Annotated in this window: 17 protein-coding genes; 15 read left to right on the plus strand and 2 right to left on the minus strand. The window is 43.6% G+C overall.

Annotation, left to right across the window (positions count from 1 at the left end):
• Window positions 1–370 precede the first annotated feature (370 nt).
• The 6 genes from secA (at window position 371) to recG (ending at window position 8,661) form a co-directional block, all read left to right on the plus strand.
• Window positions 371–2,890 carry a preprotein translocase subunit SecA gene (gene secA, locus FKX92_RS09290; protein WP_002896334.1) on the plus strand — a complete coding sequence of 840 codons (2,520 nt, stop codon included), beginning with the start codon at window positions 371–373 and terminating at the stop codon, window positions 2,888–2,890.
• A 20-nt stretch (window positions 2,891–2,910) separates the two neighbouring features.
• Window positions 2,911–3,942: a 3-deoxy-7-phosphoheptulonate synthase gene (locus tag FKX92_RS09295; RefSeq protein WP_002901054.1), complete on the plus strand. Its 1,032-nt coding sequence runs from the start codon at window positions 2,911–2,913 to the stop codon at window positions 3,940–3,942.
• 1 nt (window position 3,943) lies between these two features.
• The gene (locus FKX92_RS09300; RefSeq protein WP_149566147.1) at window positions 3,944–4,975 is read left to right on the plus strand and encodes a 3-deoxy-7-phosphoheptulonate synthase; all 1,032 of its coding nucleotides are present in this window, start codon (window positions 3,944–3,946) and stop codon (window positions 4,973–4,975) included.
• A 107-nt stretch (window positions 4,976–5,082) separates the two neighbouring features.
• Window positions 5,083–5,445, plus strand: a complete 363-nt coding sequence (gene acpS, locus FKX92_RS09305) for a holo-ACP synthase (RefSeq protein ID WP_002896329.1) — start codon at window positions 5,083–5,085, stop codon at window positions 5,443–5,445.
• Entirely contained in the window at window positions 5,435–6,541 is a 1,107-nt protein-coding gene (alr, locus tag FKX92_RS09310; RefSeq protein ID WP_316250857.1) for an alanine racemase, read from the plus strand. The genes acpS and alr overlap by 11 nt, the downstream gene beginning before the upstream one ends.
• 104 nt (window positions 6,542–6,645) lie before the next feature.
• Window positions 6,646–8,661 (plus strand): ATP-dependent DNA helicase RecG, encoded by a 2,016-nt coding sequence (gene recG, locus FKX92_RS09315; RefSeq protein WP_149566149.1) that lies wholly within the window; start codon window positions 6,646–6,648, stop codon window positions 8,659–8,661.
• A 714-nt stretch (window positions 8,662–9,375) separates the two neighbouring features.
• Here recG and FKX92_RS09320 read toward each other — a convergent pair.
• Window positions 9,376–10,338 carry an asparaginase gene (locus FKX92_RS09320; protein ID WP_149566150.1) on the minus strand — a complete coding sequence of 321 codons (963 nt, stop codon included), beginning with the start codon at window positions 10,336–10,338 and terminating at the stop codon, window positions 9,376–9,378.
• Window positions 10,339–10,518: 180 nt separating this feature from the next.
• Between FKX92_RS09320 and FKX92_RS09325 the strand changes: the two genes are divergently transcribed.
• From FKX92_RS09325 to FKX92_RS09355, 7 genes are all read left to right on the plus strand, one after another.
• A complete protein-coding gene (locus FKX92_RS09325; RefSeq protein WP_125356169.1) occupies window positions 10,519–11,916 on the plus strand; it encodes a Cof-type HAD-IIB family hydrolase in 1,398 nt (465 codons plus the stop codon).
• Between the two features lie 76 nt (window positions 11,917–11,992).
• Window positions 11,993–12,343 carry a TIGR04197 family type VII secretion effector gene (locus FKX92_RS09330; protein WP_002902532.1) on the plus strand — a complete coding sequence of 117 codons (351 nt, stop codon included), beginning with the start codon at window positions 11,993–11,995 and terminating at the stop codon, window positions 12,341–12,343.
• Between the two features lie 3 nt (window positions 12,344–12,346).
• On the plus strand, window positions 12,347–12,694 hold the full coding sequence (locus FKX92_RS09335) for a DUF3958 family protein (protein WP_002902533.1): 348 nt from the start codon (window positions 12,347–12,349) through the stop codon (window positions 12,692–12,694).
• A gap of 2 nt (window positions 12,695–12,696) precedes the next feature.
• A complete protein-coding gene (locus FKX92_RS09340) occupies window positions 12,697–14,520 on the plus strand; it encodes an EndoU domain-containing protein (RefSeq protein ID WP_149566151.1) in 1,824 nt (607 codons plus the stop codon).
• Window positions 14,521–14,542: 22 nt separating this feature from the next.
• A complete protein-coding gene (locus FKX92_RS09345) occupies window positions 14,543–14,923 on the plus strand; it encodes a hypothetical protein (protein ID WP_149566266.1) in 381 nt (126 codons plus the stop codon).
• Window positions 14,924–15,052: 129 nt separating this feature from the next.
• Complete coding sequence (locus FKX92_RS09350; protein ID WP_002932350.1) at window positions 15,053–15,346, plus strand: hypothetical protein; 294 nt, start codon at window positions 15,053–15,055, stop codon at window positions 15,344–15,346.
• A gap of 12 nt (window positions 15,347–15,358) precedes the next feature.
• Window positions 15,359–15,658, plus strand: a complete 300-nt coding sequence (locus FKX92_RS09355) for a hypothetical protein (RefSeq protein ID WP_002910434.1) — start codon at window positions 15,359–15,361, stop codon at window positions 15,656–15,658.
• A 204-nt stretch (window positions 15,659–15,862) separates the two neighbouring features.
• Here FKX92_RS09355 and FKX92_RS09360 read toward each other — a convergent pair whose 3' ends face one another.
• Window positions 15,863–16,315: a universal stress protein gene (locus FKX92_RS09360; protein ID WP_002896311.1), complete on the minus strand. Its 453-nt coding sequence runs from the start codon at window positions 16,313–16,315 to the stop codon at window positions 15,863–15,865.
• Window positions 16,316–16,659: 344 nt separating this feature from the next.
• Between FKX92_RS09360 and FKX92_RS09370 the strand changes: the two genes are divergently transcribed.
• The gene (locus FKX92_RS09370) at window positions 16,660–17,874 is read left to right on the plus strand and encodes a pyridoxal phosphate-dependent aminotransferase (RefSeq protein WP_009659361.1); all 1,215 of its coding nucleotides are present in this window, start codon (window positions 16,660–16,662) and stop codon (window positions 17,872–17,874) included.
• 322 nt (window positions 17,875–18,196) lie between these two features.
• Window positions 18,197–20,782, plus strand: a complete 2,586-nt coding sequence (locus tag FKX92_RS09375) for an SEC10/PgrA surface exclusion domain-containing protein (RefSeq protein ID WP_149566152.1) — start codon at window positions 18,197–18,199, stop codon at window positions 20,780–20,782.
• Window positions 20,783–20,821 lie beyond the last annotated feature (39 nt).

Below are 20,821 nucleotides of genomic sequence, written 5' to 3' on the forward strand. Positions count from 1 at the left end.
CTTTTTAGAGTCAGTACACTTTAGGTGCTGGTTTTCGTTTATATAACTATCAGCCCGTCTAGTTCCATAAGACTTTAGCCAATAAATCATGCCATGCAGGTGCAAATTGAAGATTCCCCTAAAAAATCCAAATGCGATACAATTAAGATGTTGAAGTTTGCTCAAAACTGAGAGAGGGAAAATATAGATTGAAAATCACATGGTTTATCATGCACAAATTATCCTCTAATCTCCTGCCATCTCCCAGTTCTGTAAGCACAGTCTAATGAAGCTTTTTTGCTTTTTTCATTCTTGAAAGATATAGGAAAACATGCTATAATGAAAAGAACATTCTAAAAATCAGAAAGATTATTATATAGTAAGGAAAAAAATGGCGAATATTTTAAAGACTATCATTGAAAATGATAAAGGTGAATTAAGAAAATTAGAAAAAATGGCTGACAAAGTCTTGGCTTATGAAGACGAAATGGCGGCCTTGTCTGATGAAGAACTTCAGGCAAAAACAGAAGAATTCAAGAAACGCTATGCTGATGGCGAAACTTTAGATCAGCTCTTATTTGAAGCATTTGCAGTTGTCCGTGAAGGAGCTAAGCGAGTGTTGGGTCTTTTCCCTTATAAGGTTCAGGTTATGGGAGGGATTGTTCTCCATCATGGTGACGTTCCAGAGATGCGTACCGGTGAAGGAAAAACCTTGACAGCGACGATGCCAGTTTACCTAAATGCCCTTGCAGGAAAAGGTGTGCACGTTGTCACAGTCAATGAATACCTGACTGAGCGTGACGCGACCGAAATGGGTGAACTCTATTCTTGGCTGGGCCTTTCTGTTGGTATCAATCTGGCAGCTAAGTCTCCATCTGAGAAAAAAGAAGCATACGCTTGTGATATTACCTATTCAACCAATGCTGAGATTGGCTTTGACTACCTGCGTGATAACATGGTAGTTCGAGCTGAAAACATGGTACAGCGCCCACTCAATTATGCCTTGGTCGATGAGGTGGACTCAATCCTGATTGACGAAGCTCGGACACCGCTGATTGTTTCAGGACCGGTTTCTTCAGATACCAACCAGCTTTATCATATGGCTGACCACTATGTCAAATCTCTGGATAAGGACGACTACATCATCGATGTTCAGTCTAAGACGATTGGTCTGTCTGATTCAGGGATTGACAAGGCAGAAAGCTACTTCAAGCTGGACAATCTCTATGATATTGAAAATGTTGCCCTGACTCACTTTATCGACAATGCCCTGCGAGCTAACTACATCATGCTCCTTGACATTGACTATGTGGTCAGTGAAGATCAGGAAATTCTGATTGTCGATCAATTTACCGGTCGGACAATGGAGGGACGTCGTTACTCTGATGGTCTCCACCAAGCGATTGAAGCTAAAGAAGGTGTGCCGATTCAGGAAGAAACAAAGACTTCTGCTTCCATTACTTATCAGAACCTCTTCCGTATGTATAAGAAGCTGTCCGGTATGACAGGTACAGCTAAGACGGAGGAAGAAGAGTTCCGCGAAACATACAACATTCGTGTTATTCCAATTCCAACCAACCGTCCTGTAGCACGTATTGACCATTCTGACCTGCTCTACCCAAGTATTGATTCTAAGTTTAAGGCAGTTGTTCAGGATGTTAAAGAGCGTCATGAAAAAGGCCAGCCAGTTCTGGTCGGTACCGTTGCGGTTGAGACCAGTGATTATATTTCTAAGAAATTGGTAGAAGCTGGGGTTCCTCACGAAGTTCTTAATGCGAAAAACCACTATAAAGAAGCGCAAATCATCATGAACGCCGGCCAACGTGGTGCAGTTACTATTGCAACCAATATGGCTGGACGGGGAACTGATATCAAGTTGGGTGAAGGTGTCCGCGAACTGGGCGGTCTCTGCGTTATCGGTACAGAGCGCCATGAAAGCCGCCGGATTGACAATCAGCTGCGCGGACGTTCAGGTCGTCAGGGTGATCCAGGTGAGTCACAGTTCTACCTGTCACTGGAAGATGAGCTGATGCGCCGCTTTGGCTCAGAGCGCATTAAAGCCCTCTTGGATCGGATGAACCTTAGTGACGAAGATTCTGTTATTAAGTCTGGCATGCTGACCCGTCAGGTAGAGGCAGCTCAGAAGCGTGTCGAAGGAAATAACTACGATACGCGGAAACAAGTCTTACAGTATGATGACGTGATGCGTGAGCAGCGGGAAATTATCTATGCTGAGCGCCACGATGTCATTACTGCTGACCGTGACCTCAGTCCTGAAATCCATGCTATGATTAAACGGACGATTAACCGCATCGTTGATGGCAGCAGCCACTCAGATCAGGATGATAAGATTGAAGCGATTTTAAACTTTGCTAAGTATAACTTGGTTTCAGAAGATTCTATTTCAGACAGCGATTTGGAAGGCAAGTCTGACCAAGAAATCAAAGATTATCTGTTTGAACGTGCATTGGAAGTCTACGACAGTCAGATTGCTAAGCTGCGAGACGAAGAAGCCGTGCGTGAATTCCAGAAGGTCTTGATTCTGCGCGTAGTGGACAGCAAGTGGACTGACCATATCGACGCCCTTGACCAGCTGCGCAATGCTGTTGGACTGCGTGGTTATGCACAAAATAACCCAGTTGTCGAATATCAAGCAGAAAGCTTCCGTATGTTCAACGACATGATTGGTTCTATTGAGTTTGATGTGACTCGTCTGATGATGAAAGCACAGATTCATGAGCAAGAGCGTCCTCGGACAGAGCGGGCTATCAATACCACCGCTACCCGCAATATCTCTGCCAAGGCGCCAAATATGCCTGAGAATGTAAATCTGTCTAATGTAAAGAGAAATGACCCTTGTCCATGTGGTTCTGGCAAGAAGTTCAAGAACTGTCACGGCCGTAAAAAGTAAATATAAAAGAAGGAGAATAGATGACCTTTAAAGCAACCAGTCAACCCATTGATGTGGCAGAAGTTCGCCAACTTGCTAAGCTAGAAGGCGACATGTTAGCTCGCAAGGAAAAACGTGACCGAGAGTTAGAAGCAATTCTGCGTGGTCAAGATGACCGCATTCTCTTGGTTATCGGTCCCTGCTCTTCAGATAACGAAGAAGCGGTGCTGGAGTATGCCAAGCGTCTATCTGCTCTCCAAGAAGAAGTAAAAGACCGCATTTTCATGGTCATGCGGGTTTATACTGCTAAGCCTCGGACGAACGGAGATGGCTATAAAGGGCTTATTCATCAGCCCAATGCGACTGCCGCTCCAAGTCTGATTAACGGCATCAAGGCAGTCCGCAATCTGCACTATCGGGTTATTTCCGAGACAGGCATGACCACAGCTGATGAGATGCTCTATCCAGAAAATCTGCCTCTGGTAGATGATTTAATTTCTTACATGGCTGTAGGAGCTCGCTCGGTCGAAGACCAGCAGCACCGATTTGTAGCTAGTGGAGCGGATCTTCCGACTGGATTGAAAAATCCGACTTCTGGTAATCTCAATGTCATGTTTAACGGCATCTATGCAGCTCAGAACAAGCAGAGTTTCCTATTCGCTGGTAAGGAAGTAGAAACATCTGGCAATCCCTTGGCGCATGCAATCTTGCGCGGTGCTCTGAATGAATACGGTAAGAATATTCCCAACTACTATTATGATAACCTGCTGGACACCATTGCCCAGTATGAAAAAATGGGCTTAGAAAATCCCTTTATCATCATTGACACCAATCATGATAACTCTGGTAAGCAGTATCTGGAGCAGGTCCGTATCGTTCGCCAGACTCTGATTAACCGTGACTGGAATGAAAAGATTAAGGCTACAGTACGTGGCTTTATGATTGAGTCTTATCTGGAAGACGGTCGTCAGGACGAGCCAGAAGTCTTTGGCAAGTCCATTACTGACCCTTGTCTGGGCTGGGCAAATACAGAACAGCTGGTTCGTGAAATTTATGATACATTAGGAAAATAGTATGGCATTTATTGAAAAAGGTCAGAAGATTGACATTGAGCAGATTAAGTCCAGAACCAGACTGACTGGTCAGGCCTTGACTCATAAAAACAAGCGAGACCAAGAACTAGCTGAGATTCTCAGTGGGGAAGACGAGCGTATTCTCTTGGTTATCGGCCCTTGCTCATCTGACAGTGAAGATGCTGTGCTGGAGTATGCCCGCCGTTTGTCAGAGTTGCAGAAGAAGGTCGCGGATAAGATTTTTATCGTCATGCGGGTCTATACTGCTAAGCCGAGGACCAATGGGGATGGCTATAAGGGCTTGGTTCACCAGCCAGATACTTCTAAAGCTCCTAGTCTTATCAATGGTTTGCAGGCAGTTCGTCAGCTGCACTACCGCGTCATTACAGAGACTGGTCTGACGACGGCTGATGAGATGCTCTATCCGTCCAATCTTGTGCTGGTAGACGACTTGGTCAGCTATCATGCTGTGGGTGCCCGCTCAGTCGAAGACCAGGAGCACCGTTTTGTGGCGTCAGGTATTGACGCTCCAGTCGGCATGAAGAATCCAACTTCTGGCAATCTGGGGGTTATGTTTAACGCTGTCTATGCGGCACAAAATAAGCAGACTTTCCTTTTTCACGGTCAGGAAGTAGAAACATCTGGGAATCCTTTGGCTCACGTTATTCTGCGTGGGGCTACCAATGAATTTGGTAAGAACATTCCAAATTTCTACTATGAAAATATGCTGGATGCCATTTCCTACTATGAAAATATGGGCTTGGAGAATCCTTTCATCGTCATCGATACCAATCACGATAACTCTGGCAAGCAGTATCTGGAACAGATTAGGATTGTGCGTCAGACCTTGCTGAATCGGGATTGGAACGAAAAAATTAAGAGAGCGGTTCGTGGTTTTATGATTGAGTCTTATCTGGAAGATGGCCGGCAAAATGAGCCAGAAGTCTTTGGTAAATCTATCACTGACCCTTGCCTAGGCTGGGACAATACAGTTCAGCTTATTGAAGAAATTTACAACACTTTAGATAAATAAGGAAAATTGAAAGGGACAGTCTTGACCTGTAAAGAGGACTAACTGTCGGGTGAAGACGAACTCAGCTGGCGGCCCAGCTGAGTTTTGTCGCCTTTCCAGAGAATGATATGATAAAAGGACACGGAATTGACATAGAAGAGTTGGCTGCCATTGAGCGAGCCTATCTGAAAAATGCCCGCTTTGCAAAGAAAGTCTTGACAGAGGCGGAGCTTTCTCGTTTTGAGGAGTTATCCGGCAAACGGAAAATCGAATTTTTGGCTGGTCGTTGGGCTGCCAAGGAGGCTTTTTCTAAAGCTTGGGGAACCGGAATTGGTAAGCTCAGGTTTCAAGACTTGGAGATTTTAAACGACCGTCAGGGAGCGCCTTATTTCAGCCGGTCACCTTTTACTGGCAAGGTTTGGATTTCGCTCAGCCATGCTGCTGGCCTAGTTACAGCCAGCGTTATTTTGGAGGAAAATGATGAAAGCTAGTCTGCATAGACCCAGCAAGGCAGTGATTGATTTGGCTGCCATTGCTTTTAATATTAGACAACTGAGTGCCCATCTGCCTCAGACGACAGAGAAGTGGGCTGTCGTCAAGGCAAACGCTTATGGCCACGGAGCTATTGAGGTTTCTAGGCGAATTGAGCCCATCGTAGATGGCTTTTGTGTGTCTAATATTGATGAAGCCTTGGAGCTGCGCTCAGCCGGCATTGGCAAAAAAATTCTGGTGTTAGGAGTGTCAGATCTGGCTGCGCTTCCGCTGGCTAGAAAGGGAAAGGTGTCTCTGACCGTAGCCAGTCTGGAGTGGTTGGATCTAGCCTTAGCTGCGGAAAAAGACTTAAAAGGATTGAACTTTCATATCAAGATTGACTCTGGTATGGGGCGGATTGGTTTTCGAGATAGTCAGGAAGCTCAGGAGGCAATCCATCGCTTGCAGGCTGCTGGGGCTGTCGCGGAGGGAATTTTTACCCACTTTGCAACAGCAGATGAAGCAGAGCACCATAAGTTTGAAGCCCAGCTGGCTCGTTTTCATCAGATTTTATCTGAGCTGGACAGTGTTCCCCCTCGTGTCCACGCTAGTAATTCTGCCACCTCTCTCTGGCACAGTGAGACTGTTCTAAATGCCGTCCGGCTGGGTGACATCATTTATGGCCTCAACCCTAGCGGAACTGTTTTAAAACTTCCTTACGAATTCAAGCCAGCTCTGTCGCTGCTCTCAGAATTGGTGCATATCAAGGAAGTAGAGGCTGGAGCAGATGTTGGCTATGGAGCTACCTACACTAGCCAGTCTCAAGAGTGGATTGGCACCATTCCTTTGGGTTATGCGGATGGCTGGACACGTGATATGCAGGGCTTTGATGTCTTGATTGATGGTCAGCGCTGTCCTATTGTCGGCCGCGTTTCCATGGACCAGATTACAGTGCGTCTGCCTCAGGCTTATCCCCTTGGCACGCCGGTTGTGTTGATTGGAAATAGCGGAGCGGAGACCATTACGGCGACAGATGTGGCAGAAAAACGCGGCACCATTAACTATGAAGTGGTTTGCTTGATTAGCGACCGTGTACCGAGGGTCTATAAAGACTAAGTAGATTAATGCAGGGAACCGCTTGGAGTATTTGATAATGTTCTAGCTTGGCCCCCTGTCTGCGATATTAGCACCGCAGCAGTATCAGAACTGAAAGAGGAATTATGAATTTACACCAACCTTTGACGGTTCTGCCTGGTGTGGGACCGAAATCAGCAGAAAAATTTGCCAAGCTGGGTCTAGAGACCTTGCAGGATTTGCTGCTTTATTTTCCTTTTCGTTATGAGGATTTTAAGAGTAAGAATGTCCTAGACTTGGAAGATGGAGAAAAGGCGGTTGTTTCTGGTCAGGTCGTAACCCCGGCTAATGTCCAGTATTATGGCTACAAACGCAACCGCCTGCGCTTTACCATCAAGCAGGGAGAAGTCGCTCTGGCAGTTAATTTCTTTAACCAGCCTTATCTGGCAGACAAGATTGAAGTGGGAGCCAATGTAGCCGTCTTTGGAAAGTGGGACAAAGCCAAGGCCAGTCTGACTGGAATGAAACTGCTGGCTCAGGTCGAGGACGACTTGCAGCCTGTCTATCGGCTGGCTCAGGGAATTAGTCAGGCTAGCTTGGTCAAGCTGATTAAGACTGCCTTTGACCAGGGATTGGACTTGCTCTTAGAGGAAACTCTGCCCCAGCCCCTGCTGGAACGCTACCAGCTAGTGAGCAGAGTGGAGGCTGTGCGGGCTATGCATTTTCCAAAGGACTTGGCGGACTACAAGCAGGCTCTTCGGCGGGTTAAATTTGAAGAACTCTTTTATTTCCAAATGCAGCTGCAGGTCTTAAAGAGAGAAACCAAGGCTGTCAGCAATGGATTAAAAATTGATTGGCAGTCGGATGCTGTAGCCGAGAAAAAGCAGAGCTTACCTTTTGAGCTGACTTCGGCTCAGGAGCGCAGTCTGACAGAGATTTTGCAGGATTTGCGATCGCCTGGACACATGAATCGCCTGCTGCAGGGGGATGTGGGAAGTGGAAAGACTGTTGTCGCTGGTCTGGCTATGTATGCTGTTTATACAGCTGGCTTTCAGTCAGCTCTGATGGTTCCAACAGAAATTTTGGCTGAGCAGCATTTTGACAGTCTAGCTCAGATTTTTCCAGAATTGAAGCTGGCCCTGCTAACTGGTGGGATGAAAGCAGCTGAGCGCCGGGAAACCTTGGCAGCGATTGAAAACGGTCAGGTGGACATGATTGTCGGAACCCATGCCTTGATTCAGGAAGGAGTCCGTTACCATGCATTGGGCTTGGTCATTATTGACGAGCAGCATCGCTTTGGGGTGGAGCAACGCCGGATTTTACGGGAAAAGGGAGACAATCCTGATGTCCTCATGATGACGGCGACGCCAATTCCCAGAACCCTTGCCATTACAGCTTTTGGTGATATGGATGTGTCCATTATTGACCAGATGCCGGCAGGACGCAAGCCTATCATCACTCGCTGGGTCAGGCATGAGCAGCTGGAAGTCGTCCTCGACTGGCTAAAAAAAGAGCTCCACAAGGGGGCTCAGGTCTACTTTATTTCTCCCTTGATTGAGGAATCTGAGGCGCTGGATCTTAAGAATGCCATTGCCCTAGAAGAAGAACTGACAGCCTATTTTGGTCAGCAGGCCCAAGTGGCTCTGCTTCATGGCAAGATGAAGAGCGAGGAAAAAGAGGCGATTATGCAGGACTTCAAGGAAGGACGGACTGACATTCTGGTTTCCACCACGGTCATTGAGGTCGGAGTCAACGTCCCCAATGCTACTGTGATGGTCATCATGGATGCGGACCGCTTTGGACTCAGCCAGCTTCATCAGCTAAGAGGCCGTGTTGGCCGAGGGAGCAAGCAGTCTTATGCCGTCCTTGTTGCCAATCCCAAGACGGAGTCGGGCAAGCGCCGCATGAAAATCATGACTGAGACGACCGACGGTTTCCTGCTGGCTGAGGAGGATCTGAAAATGCGAGGCTCTGGAGAAATCTTTGGCACTCGGCAGTCTGGTATTCCTGAGTTTCAAGTGGCAGACATCGTGGAAGATTATCCGATTTTAGAAGAAGCCAGAAAGGTTGCCAGCCAGATTACAGCTGATCCGAACTGGCGGACAGATTCTAATTGGCACTTGATTGCTCTTCATTTGGACAAGCGAGATTACCTAGATTAAAGGTTCTTTGAATTAAGTTTCCTGCAAGATATTTATAAGTAGGCTTTAAGTTTGAGGGATTATACTATTGTCAAATCAAAGAAAGAGGTAGGACCAATGACAAAGTAAACATCCCTTAAAATCCTATAACCAAAGCTTGAAGACAAGAAGACTTGCGAGGTATGAGCCACTCAAAGAATAAGAATAATTTAGAATTTTTTCATCATAAATCTCCTAACAAATCACAAACTTCACCCAATCGGTGAAGTTTTTTGTATTTGATTGAAAAGACTTGTTCCTTTCAAATAGTAGATAGGGATTGCTGCCGGACTCTTTGACTATAAGCTTTCCCTAAGAAATCTATAAGAGATTCTTAAGTTTAGGGCTGTATCTTTATATTCAAGTAAGAACAAAAAGATTAGGTGTCAAACCTAAAGCTAAAGACTCCAAGAGTTTCGTTTTTGTTCTTAAAGAATGAATGATAAGCGAGGTAAAAGCTATGAAAGTTACAATCAAAGTCCACTATCCGAAGAAATTTAAGCAAGCTCAGAAAATGGAGGTGACCTATGGTAAGTGATTATATTTTTGAAATTTTAGAGTCTCTGTTTGAGGTTATCTTTTAAGTCCGGCGATTCAATGAAGTTTTCCCAGTCTTAGAATATGAAAGAGTCAAAAAAGTGCTAAGCAATCTTAGCACTTTTTTGATTTAAAGAATATAAATAGGAACTTTTTCTCTCAGCCTTCCATATAATCTCGTAGTTCTTGGCCTTTGAGTCCAGCGTTCAGGGCGATGAGCAGTTTGATTCTGGCTTTTTGGGCATTGAGCTCTTTGACGAAGAAGATACCAGCCTGGTGTAGCTGAACTCCGCCTCCTTCATAAGCATAGACTGGCTCAGCAATCCCGTTAAAACAGCGAGAGACCAGAGCAACTGGCAGGCCTTCAGCTATCATATCAGCCAGTTTGTCAGCTACTTCCTTGGGGAGGTTGCCAGCACCGAATGCTTCTATGATGAGGCCGTCTATCTTGTCTAAATCCAGCATGTCCAGAAGCTCTGTCTTCATACCGGCATAAGCTGGAATGATGGGCACCAGACCAGAAATGCTGTTCAAGTCAAAGCGGACCCGAGGCTCCGCTGTCTTAAAATAGAGAATCTCTTGTTTCATAATCAAGCCAAGCGGTCCGTGAGTCGGCGTCTGGAAGGTGCTGACATTGGTCGTGTGGGTTTTGGTTACATACTTAGCAGCATGTGCCTCATCATTCATAACGACAAGCACGCCTTTATCACTGGCTTTTTCATCACTGGCTACCCGCAGGGCTGTCAGGTAGTTATAGACTCCGTCGCTCCCCAGCTCATTGGAACTGCGCATAGCTCCGGTCAGAACGATTGGAATCTTCGGCAACTGCATAGTATCCAGAAAGTAAGCCGTCTCTTCTAAAGTGTCCGTCCCATGAGTAATGACTACTCCGTCAAATTGGTCAGCACTGGCTTTGATTTTTTGATAAAGCTTGAGCATGTGCTGGGGCGTGATATGAGGACTAGGAATATTAAAAAAGTCAATGACTTCCGTCTCAATCCCCTCAAGCGGAACTGTCACATGGTTCATAGGGTTATCAGCATTGGTGACGACAGCCCCAGAGCCGTCAGCCTGCATGGAAATGGTTCCTCCTGTGTGCAGGACCAAGATTTTTTTTGTCATAAATCCTTTTTCTCCTTGTAGTCATAATGCAGAGTTGAAAACTCACATTATGTTTTCATAGAGTTTTCATTTCTGTTGCATGGATATTACTCCAGCTTTTCTTTTCTGCAATTCATGTGATTGTATGTCATTTTTGTGTTATAATTTATTGTATCATAAAAGGAAAGAATGAGAAAATCAATGGAAGTAAAGGCCGTCTTTTTCGATATTGATGGGACACTGGTCAATGACAGTCGAACGGTTTTGAAATCTACAGAAAAGGCTATTCAGAGTTTAAAGGAGCAAGGAATATTGGTCGGTTTGGCAACAGGCCGCGGTCCTTTCTTTGTCAAACCTTTTATGGAGCAATTGGACTTAGACTTTGCTGTGACCTACAATGGCCAGTACATTTTTTCAAGAGACAGAGTGATTTCTGCCAGTCCCATTGACAAGCAGAGTTTGCGGGATTTAATCTCCTATGCTAAGAAGCATCGGAAAGAGATTTCCTTGGGGACGGCTGAGGCTATGCTGGGCTCCAAGATTATGTCCTTCGGCATGAGCCCTTTCTCCCAGTGGACTAGCCGCTTCATCCCTAAGCGAATGGCTCGAACAGTCAGTCACGGTTTTAATAAGGTCATCAGCAAGGCCTTGCCCCAGCATGAAAAAGATCTCCTGCAGCTGATTCAGGAGCCGATTTATCAAGCTTTGATTTTAGCCAGTCCAGAAGAAAGCCGTAAGATTGAAGCAGACTTTCCTGATTTGAAATTTACCCGCAGCAGCCCCTATGCGGTTGATATTATCAATAAAGATACATCTAAGCTAGAGGGGATTCGCCGAGTCGGCAAGGAATATGGTTTTGACATTCATCAGGTCATGGCCTTCGGTGACTCTGACAATGACTTGGAAATGCTATCGGGAGTTGGTCTGTCCATTGCTATGGGAAATGGAACAAGCTCAGTCAAGGAAGTGGCCAAGCATACAACTAGCAGCAATAGTCAGGATGGGATTCACAAGGCTTTGGAGCATTTTGGTATCCTAGCGAGGGAGAAGGTCTTTACCAGCAGCGACCATCACTTTAATAAGGTTAAAGAGTTCCATAGTGTTATGGATGAAAGCACTCAGGAAGAGCCAATTGCTTGGTCGCCTCAGGACGCTCGCTATCGGGCAGGCTTCAAGCTGGAAGAGCTGGTCGAGTTTCTGCGAGCAGCTAGTAACTCAGAGGAAGACTTTGATAGCTCTGTAGCCTATCTCCATCAGGCCCTTGACAAGGCTGCCGACAAGGTTCGCTCCAAGAGTCAGGCTGAGGTTTCTCTAGTCGGTCAGGTGGATGCCTTGATTGATACTCTATACTTCACTTATGGCAGTTTTGTCCTGATGGGAGTGGATCCAGAGCAGCTGTTCGATATTGTCCATCGGGCTAATATGGGCAAAATTTTCCCAGACGGGAAGGCTCACTTTGACCCCGTCACCCATAAAATCCTCAAACCAGATGACTGGGAAGAAAAATACGCTCCCGAAGGAGCTATCAAAGAAGAACTGGAACGACAGATTCAGGCCTACCAGCGTACCTTAGAGCAGAAAGAAGAAAACAAAGAATAAATGTTTGGAGAGCAGAAATTTTTTGCTCTTTTTTTATTTTATGGTACAATAAGAAAAAATGTAGAGGAGAGGACGGATGGATCAATACCAAGTTAAGAGCGACCTATCAACAGCAGCTCGTCATGCGACGGCAATCGGAGATGCAAATTTCCTGCAGATGATGGCTATTACTCGAGATTCGCAGACAACTGTTGCTGGAAATTCTAATGCAACTGCAGGGATTTCAAATGTTGAGAACCTACAAGGGCAGCTCGGGGCACACATTACAAGTATTATTCAGAATGTTCATAGTGTAGCAGCAGAGTTTGAGGACAAGGATGCTATGATTCGTCAAAGTCTGACTACTAACTATTTACCGCCTAAAAAGGAACCGACAGTCACTAAAAAAGATTTAGGTCTGAATACCCTGACTGCTTTGGAGGAATAATCAATGCAGGAAGATAAGCGATGGACTGCCTTGTTGGCCAAGGAGCGGAGGCTTGCTGATCATGAATGGGAACTCTATAAAAAGTTGGGACAGGCAAAAGCTCAAGAAGAAGATGTATTATGTCAGTTGGATTCTATAGGGACATGGTTTCATGATCTGTCTTATGATTTCGAAGGAAGCCGATATTACAGTAAGATAGCAGACTGTCAGCTAGATTTTTCTCATCGAAGCAGACAACTAAAGATTGATATAGAGGATCAGATACAAAAACTGCAGAAAAAACATCAAAACGCAGAAAATCAGCTAGAAGAAGTCTACAAAGAGAAGCGTGCTTTAGCTGGCGAGGAGTAAGGATGAGTATTGATATGTATTTAGAAGCTGCTCGAACGCAGGCAGAAAGCCTTGGAAGAGCAGTTGAACAATGTTTGGGGCAGAATCTTAAATTAATAAGCGTTTTATCAGCTTTTCATAATGAGGATGAACTAAAAGGTAAAGCGTATGATTCTGCCAAGAATCATGTTGTCGGAACGGTCATACCGATTGTTCAGGGGGTCATTCTCTATCAGGAAGCGATAGCCTTAGCTTGTCAAAATTTTGTTAGTAACTACACGGCAGAAGTAGACGGCAAGAGCTGGCGCCAATCAGAACTGGAAGAGAAAATTCGTTTTGCAGAACAGCAACTTGCAGAGTTGGAACGCAAATCGCAACTCTATTCAAATAATAAGGGTATGTCTATTGTGGATTTCAGTGCTTCCATCGCTGTTGCAGAAAGCGCTAGGCAAGTCTTCCAAGAAATTTTGGATAATTTGCTTGCTTTTAATGAGAGTTCGCCAACTATCTTCGCGGAAGCTGAAACTTATTTAGCAGCAGCATCTACCGGCCTATCTCAAGCAGCACAGAGCTGGGATGCATCTACTCAGACTTATCTTCCTCCTCGCCGAGATGCTGATCTCAGCTGGAAAGGTACCATCAATACTGGATGGACTAAGCGGCAGGAGATGATTGAGGAAGTAAAGAGACAAAATGCCAAGAAGACAGAGTTTGATAGAATCGCAGAGATGGATTATGATGATTTGCTTCATAATTATTCTGAAATTATTTCAGCAAAAGATAGTGGCGATTTAAACAGTCCATACTATAAGCCAAACAAGACTGAATATAGGATTAAACTTGAAAAAGCTGTTGTTAAGAGGTACGAGGAAGTAAAAGACTTACCTCGGAAAAACAATGTTAGTAAGTATACTTTGCAGAAAGTGGATCCCTTTTTCAAAGCAAAGATTGACCGTATGAACCAGAAGGAGCTGGAAGAATATTATCCTGGATTAAAATTTAGTCCTATAGCTCCGATTCTAGATCATAACTATTATTCATCCGAAATAGATAAGGCGAATGATATATATCTGGCTGCTCGCTATCAAGAATTGGATAGCCAAAATCCTATCAGCAAACACGATCCTAACTTCGAGCAAAAACGTTTTGAATATATCTCTAGAACTGGCCTTGATCCAGTCACAGGCAAAGAGGTTGATGAGGAACTCCTAAATTATGCCACAAACTATACCAAGTACGCACCGAGTATAAAAGCGGGTTATGACTTCCTAATGGTAGGAACAGCAGCTTGGAGTACTCGGGCTTATAATAAGGATATACAAACACAAAGGACCGATGCCCAGATTAATGAGTATTATCAGATTAAGGATGCGGTGAGAAATTCGAGTGTGGGGAGTCAGCCGGTGGTTGAGATAAAAACCTACAGTATGGATGACTTAGCGAATCTTAAGCACACAGAGAACTTTACAGAGAAGTCTAAAATCCATATCTTTGAAGGTGATTTAAATAGGAGAGGACAATCAGGAGGTTATCACTATGATATGGTAGAGGGAACTTCAGGAAATATTATAGAAGGTACGAGAGGGCCTGCATTAAATGACGCTGGGATTTATGAGGCAAAAATTGAAGTAAATGGCATTCCTAAAAAAGCAAATGGAGGCTATTCAACCTTTTTTCCTGACTATATGAGCCCGCAGGAAGTTGTAGATACCATTAATGAGGCATATTTTAATAAAGTTTTAGCTTATGGAAACACATACATTGGAAAAAGTCATAATGGATTAAAGATTGGAATGTATATAAGAGAATCTGATGGAAAGATTATATCAGCATTCCCAATGGAGTAAAATGAGTTTAGAGGTAAGGTTAATGGAGAGAACATATTCAGTTTTGGTTTTTGGAAATGAAGAAAATGATATAATGTTAATTTTGAAGTTTACTGATCAAAAATTTCAATCATTGTCAGACTTTTTAAATTCTGAGGTTCATAATTTTTACACCCATATTCAAAAAGAATTAGAGGCAGTTGTTACTGGTCAAAAAGAAGAATCAGACTTTGGCGGTAATATGCTAAATATTGATATAGGTAAAGAAGAAACAGAAGTATACTATCAAATGGATGATGAAAGTCTTGGGGAACCTTGCTTTATTTCAACTGATGAACTATATAAATTGGTTTTAGAGTGGAAAGAAATGGAAGAAAAAATGCGCAGAGGGGAAGATATTTTTCCTGTGATTTTAGAAGATTAATCTAGTATAAAGAATTTTAGGGTAGGATGCTTTCCTTGCCCTTTTCGTCTCGTAGATTTGTTGAGAAACACGGCCCTAACTTTGAACAAAAGCATTTTGAATATACCTCTAGGACAGGAAAATATTAGTATGTTAGAAACAGTTTTAAAAGCAATTGATGATTTGTTATCAATAATTGACAGATATAAGATTAAAAACGTTCATCCGCAAGTAGAGGATTTAAAATATTTAAAAAAATCTTTGAATACCAATGACGAGCTAAGTACAAGGGAAAAATTTACTCTTTATCAAGAACTTTTTCCACCACGCGGTGGTTTATCAGATATTCATTATTGGCATAACGACTTTGGAACAAGAAAAACAGTTAATGAAGTCATATCAGATTCAACGAAAACAATTGCTGATTATTTGCTGGAACGGTAACAAAATAATTTAATGGTGAATATTCTTAAAAAAATTAAAACTAAAGCCTATAAAAATAATGATTTAATAAATAATATAGATTTAAATCCAATTGTGTCTTATCACATAATAAGAGAAGTCGTTGATAGTGATATCTGTGATGTTGATGTTATAAATAAACTAAAAGAAATTTCAGTCAGACTTTCGATGGAAGATTCAGTTTTAGGTCCAATTTGTTTGGAGCATATGTCCTTAGCCGCATTAAGAAAATTAGGGATTGACTTAAGAGAAACAAAAAATAGTTCAGCTATTTCTGATTACGACTGGGGATAGTTGATAAATTTTATCACGAAAATGGGTGGTGAGTATATAAATTATTTTTTCAAACATGGAAATCAATTTAATAATTTACAGTCTAATTCTAAAAAATATTTGCAAAATGTAAACGAAGTCTTCAGAAATGGAATACAGATTAAGATAGATAAAAATACCTCGCATAAACGAAAAACTAGAGCAGTCATTGAACTGCTCTAGTTTTTATAAAGTCTTTTCTGGGTCTCTGACCACCAGCAAGTCAACCTTGGCGTGGCGCAGGATATATTCGGAGGAAGAACCGACTAGCAGCCGTTCAAAGGCATTGAGACCGGTAGCACCGACCATGATCAGATCTACCTTGTGCTCTTCTGGGATATCTGTAGCCAAGAGAGTCTTGGGATTGCCCATCTCAATGACAATGTCAACATACTTGATACCAGATTTTTGAGCCTTTTCTTTCAGTTCTGCTGTCAGCTTTTTAGCATCTTCCTGTAAGTCCTCGTAGACATCTGCATCAAAGGTTGAGACACTTTGCAAAGCCCGGGTGTCAATGACGTGGGCGATAGTGAGACGAGAACCGTTTCGGAGAGCTACGTTAACACCTTTTTCAAAAGCTAGTTCGGATTCGTGAGAACCATCCACAGCAACCATAATGTTTTCATATTTCTGAGTCATAGAGCTACCTCCTCTAAAATGGTCGGCAAAGGACGTCGCATCATTCACAGAATGATTGGGCTGACCAAAAATCAATCAGTCCATAACGTCCGAGTGATTTGCAACTATTTTCTTGTTTCTATTGTAACCCTTTTCAGAAAAAAAGTAAAGATAAAATGGAAATGCTGTCAGAAAATTACAAGCAGAAAAAGATTCCTTTACTCTGAGGGGTTAGAAAAGGAATAGTGCTCTTTATCTTATAAATCGCTTCATAATCGCGTGAAAAGTGAGCTTATTTTTTTGTTGTCAATCGCTTTTTCTGGTGGTATAATGATAACATTCTGATGAATAGAGGAAAAATAAGAATGAAAGAATTTGACAAGTCCAGCAAGCTGGAACATGTTGCCTATGATATTCGCGGTCCGGTTTTGGATGAAGCTATGCGCATGCGGGCCAATGGTGAAAAGATTCTCCGCCTTAATACAGGGAATCCGGCTGAATTTGGTTTTACCGCTCCAGATGAGGTCATTCATGATTTGATTATGAATGCGCGTGACAGTGAGGGCTACTCTGACTCTAAGGGGATTTTTTCAGCCCGTAAGGCGATTATGCAATATTGCCAGCTTAAGAATTTTCCTAATGTAGATATTGATGACATTTATCTGGGAAATGGTGTCAGCGAGCTGATTGTCATGTCCATGCAGGGCTTGCTTGATGACGGGGACGAGGTGCTGGTGCCGATGCCAGACTATCCACTCTGGACGGCTGCAGTCAGTCTGGCTGGTGGGAATGCTGTTCACTATGTTTGTGATGAGCAGGCAGAATGGTATCCAGATATTGACGATATCAAGTCAAAAATCACATCTAATACCAAGGCTATCATTATCATTAACCCTAACAATCCAACGGGAGCACTTTATCCTAAGGAACTGCTGCTGGAGATTGTGGAAATTGCTCGCCAGAACAATCTCATTATTTTTGCGGATGAAATTTATGACCGCATGGTGATGGATGGCAATGTCCATACGTCTGTGGCTAGTCTGGCTCCTGATATCTTCTGTGTCAGCATGAATGGTCTTTCCAAGTCGCACCGCATCGCAGGCTTCCGTGTTGGTTGGATGGTGCTATCTGGACCTAAGCATCATGTTAAGGGTTATATTGAAGGGTTGAACATGCTCTCCAACATGCGCCTGTGCTCCAATGTCTTGGCTCAACAGGTCGTCCAAACCTCACTTGGCGGTCACCAATCTGTGGATGAACTGCTTTTGCCAGGTGGTCGTATCTATGAACAGCGTAATTTCATCTATCAGGCTATTCAGGATATCCCGGGACTGTCAGCTGTAAAACCTAAAGCTGGTCTCTATATTTTCCCGAAAATTGACCGGAACATGTATCATATCGACGATGATGAGCAGTTTGTGCTCAATTTCCTCAAGCAGGAGAAAGTCCTTCTCGTTCATGGACGAGGCTTTAACTGGAAGGATCCAGATCATTTCCGCATCGTTTATCTGCCTCGAGTAGATGAGCTAGCTCAAATCCAAGAGAAAATGACGCGCTTCTTGCGTCAATATCGCCGTTAATAAGCAGATGCTACAAAAAGGCTGGACAAGGTTCCGGCCTTTTTCTTATCTATTTTTACATATTTTTTAGTCCAGCAGCTGTCTTTGAATTGCAAAAATAAAAAAATTAAGATGCTCTGGAATCCGAATTTGAGGTCGATTGGTAAAAATTATAGGCGGTTTTACCGACATTTTTTAGGATTTTGTCCAACATTTTTTATGCATCTGTCCAAAAATGCTTAAAAAAATGTGTTAGCGTCTTCCTTCTAGAAGACAAACATGATAGAATGTGTTTGTCAATGTTTTTAACAATGATGAAAAAGTGGAGGAGATTATATTGACAATGAAAAAGACACTTAGTGCTTTTTCTGTCAGTGCAGCGGCATTGTCTTTGGTGCTCGCAGAAGGAGTTCAGGCTGATCAATTAGTTGATAATCAGTCTTATTCTGATGCGCCCGTTAGTCAAAGCCAACCACAGGCAGAAAACACACAGAAGGATGAATCTGTTTCGAAAGAACAGGTAGACGCTGCTCAGGCTCTTGTACAAGAAGCCGACAGCAATGTTGCACAAGGGAAAGCTGATTTGGCTCAAGCTCAGGCAAATACTGCTGCGGCTCAAAGTCAGGTCGAGCAAGCACAAGCTGAAGCTAACCGGGCACAGGAGGCAGCTGATAAAGCTGGTCCGGAAGCTATTGAAACAGCTAGGCAAGAAGAGAGCAATCAAAAAGCTCAAGTGGACAGCAATAAGTCAGAACTGGCTAAAGCTGACCAAGCAACTAAGGCGGCTGAAGCTGAGCGCGATACTCAGGCAGCCAAGACTAAAGAAGCTCAAGAGCAAGCGAAAACTCAAGAAGGACGCCTTGCTAAAGCTCAAAATGACGTGAAGGAAGCTCAGGCTAATCTAAGTGGGGACGCTACAGCTAAAGCAGAAAAAAATGTGAAAGCAGCCCAAGACAAGGTGGCAGCTGACCAGTCTGCTGTTGAAACAGCTCAAGCAAAAGTAGCTACAGCTCGTCAGACTGACAGTCAGAAGCAGGCTGAGGTTGCAAAAGCTCAGACCAACCAGACTCAGGCTAAGACGGCCCGTGATGCTTCTCAAAAGAACTTGCAGGAAAAAACTGCTGCGGCTGAGAAGACACAGTCAGACTTGAACCAAGCTCAACAAGCTTTGCAAAAGGCTCAAGCTGGAAAAATTACTACTGAAGCTTCTAGCAATAAAAACCGTGTGTCAATGACTCCGGAATACATTGCAGCCTTGAGAGAGCTAATCGCACCGAATTTATCAGAGCAAAAAACTAATGAGATTCAAAATAGACTGGCTACACTTAATGCCAATGCTAAGGCTCTCAATCGTTATGTAGCAGATCCTACAGATAGCAAAGCTTTGATTGATACCAACAATATTCCACAGAATGTTCGTCAGGAACTTTCACAGTTTGCTTCAGAACTCATCAACCAGCTGCGTGCTCAGATGGGAACAGGCGAAGTAGTTGTGACACCATCTTCAATTGATTTCGCTGATAAGGTGGCAACAGAATATCGCAAAGACAACTGGAACTGGGATTTGATGGAGAAATACCATCACGATGCTAAAGCAATTAACCGCGTAGCGCGTGAATATGGTTTAATGACCACAAGTGCTGAGCAAGAGAGCAAAGGTCTCCAGTATTATGAAAACGCTTATATTTGGAGAGAAAAAGCTGGCCAAATGAGTGTGGCTGAAATGAAGAGACGAATCTATGATTCCGTTGTTGAATTCATGTTTAATGGCTATGAATGGCTACATGCCACCTCTATCTCTGGTCTCAATACTGGTCGCCAGAAAAACTATCTGGGTGTTGATTTCTCAATGGAAAGCGACATCACTATGGCTCATTTCACTATGGTGTCAGAAGATCAAGTCAAGTATGCTAGCAAAAAGAACTTCAATGCCAGCCCGATTACAGGCAAAGCTGCAACATCAAAAGTAGATCCGCAGGAAGTAGCTCAGGCTCAAACTGCCTATGACGCTGCCTTCAAGGCCAATCAACTGGCTCTGGCATCTAAGGGAGTTGCTCAAACCACTTACAATCGGAAGGCCACAGCCTTAGAGCAAGCCAATCAGCAACTGGCTCAGGCACAAGCTCAAGCAGGTGAGTCAGCAACTGCTCAGGCTCAAGCAGCTCTTGCTGCAGCTCAAGAGAAGTTGGCAGCTGATCAAGCGGCTTTGGCAGCAGCACAAGCAGCCCTACAAAACTCAAACTTGGATGACAAGACTAAAGCAGAAAAATTAACTCAGGCCCAAGAAGCCCTGACTGCTGTTCAAGCGACAGTTGCCGCAGCTCAAGAAGCTCTAAAAACTGAATCAGATAAGTTGGCTCAGCTAGACGCAGCTTTGAATGCAGCAAAAGAAAGAAAGACTAATCTTGAAAAAGCTGTTACAGATGCTGAAGCAGCTTTGCAAATGGCTAAAGAGTCATTGTCAAATCTTGAAAATGCAGAAGAAAACTTGGAACAAGCTAAAACCAAACTAGCCGCAGCTCAGGCTGCTTACCAAGCAGCTCTTACAGCTCAAACAGATCAAGAAGCAAAAGTAGCAGTTTTAACTGCGGTTCAAGCACAAGCTAAGGCGACATACGACTTGCTAGCTCAAACATATGCTGAGCAAAATAAGGAAGAAGATATTCGCTATTATCAGTCTGTTTTGGCTCACACAGAGGAGCGCTTCGCTCGCTCTCCGCTTACTGGACAAGTAGGAGATCCTCAGCATACAGCTCTTGGAACTACTGGAGATGCTGGAAGTGCTGGCCCTGTAAATCATAAACAGGCAGCTGCTTCAGGTCATGCCTTGCCTAAGACAGGGGAAAACTCTTCTTGGCTTCTTCTAGCAGGCCAAATGCTTCTGCTCATGGCTATGAAATTGTTCTACAAGAAACGTTCTCTTGATTAGAAAGAACAAAAGTAATCAAAAACAGTCAAATTCTTGACT

Source organism: Streptococcus sanguinis, assembly GCF_008329445.1.
Taxonomy (GTDB): Bacteria; Bacillota; Bacilli; order Lactobacillales; family Streptococcaceae; genus Streptococcus; species Streptococcus sanguinis_O.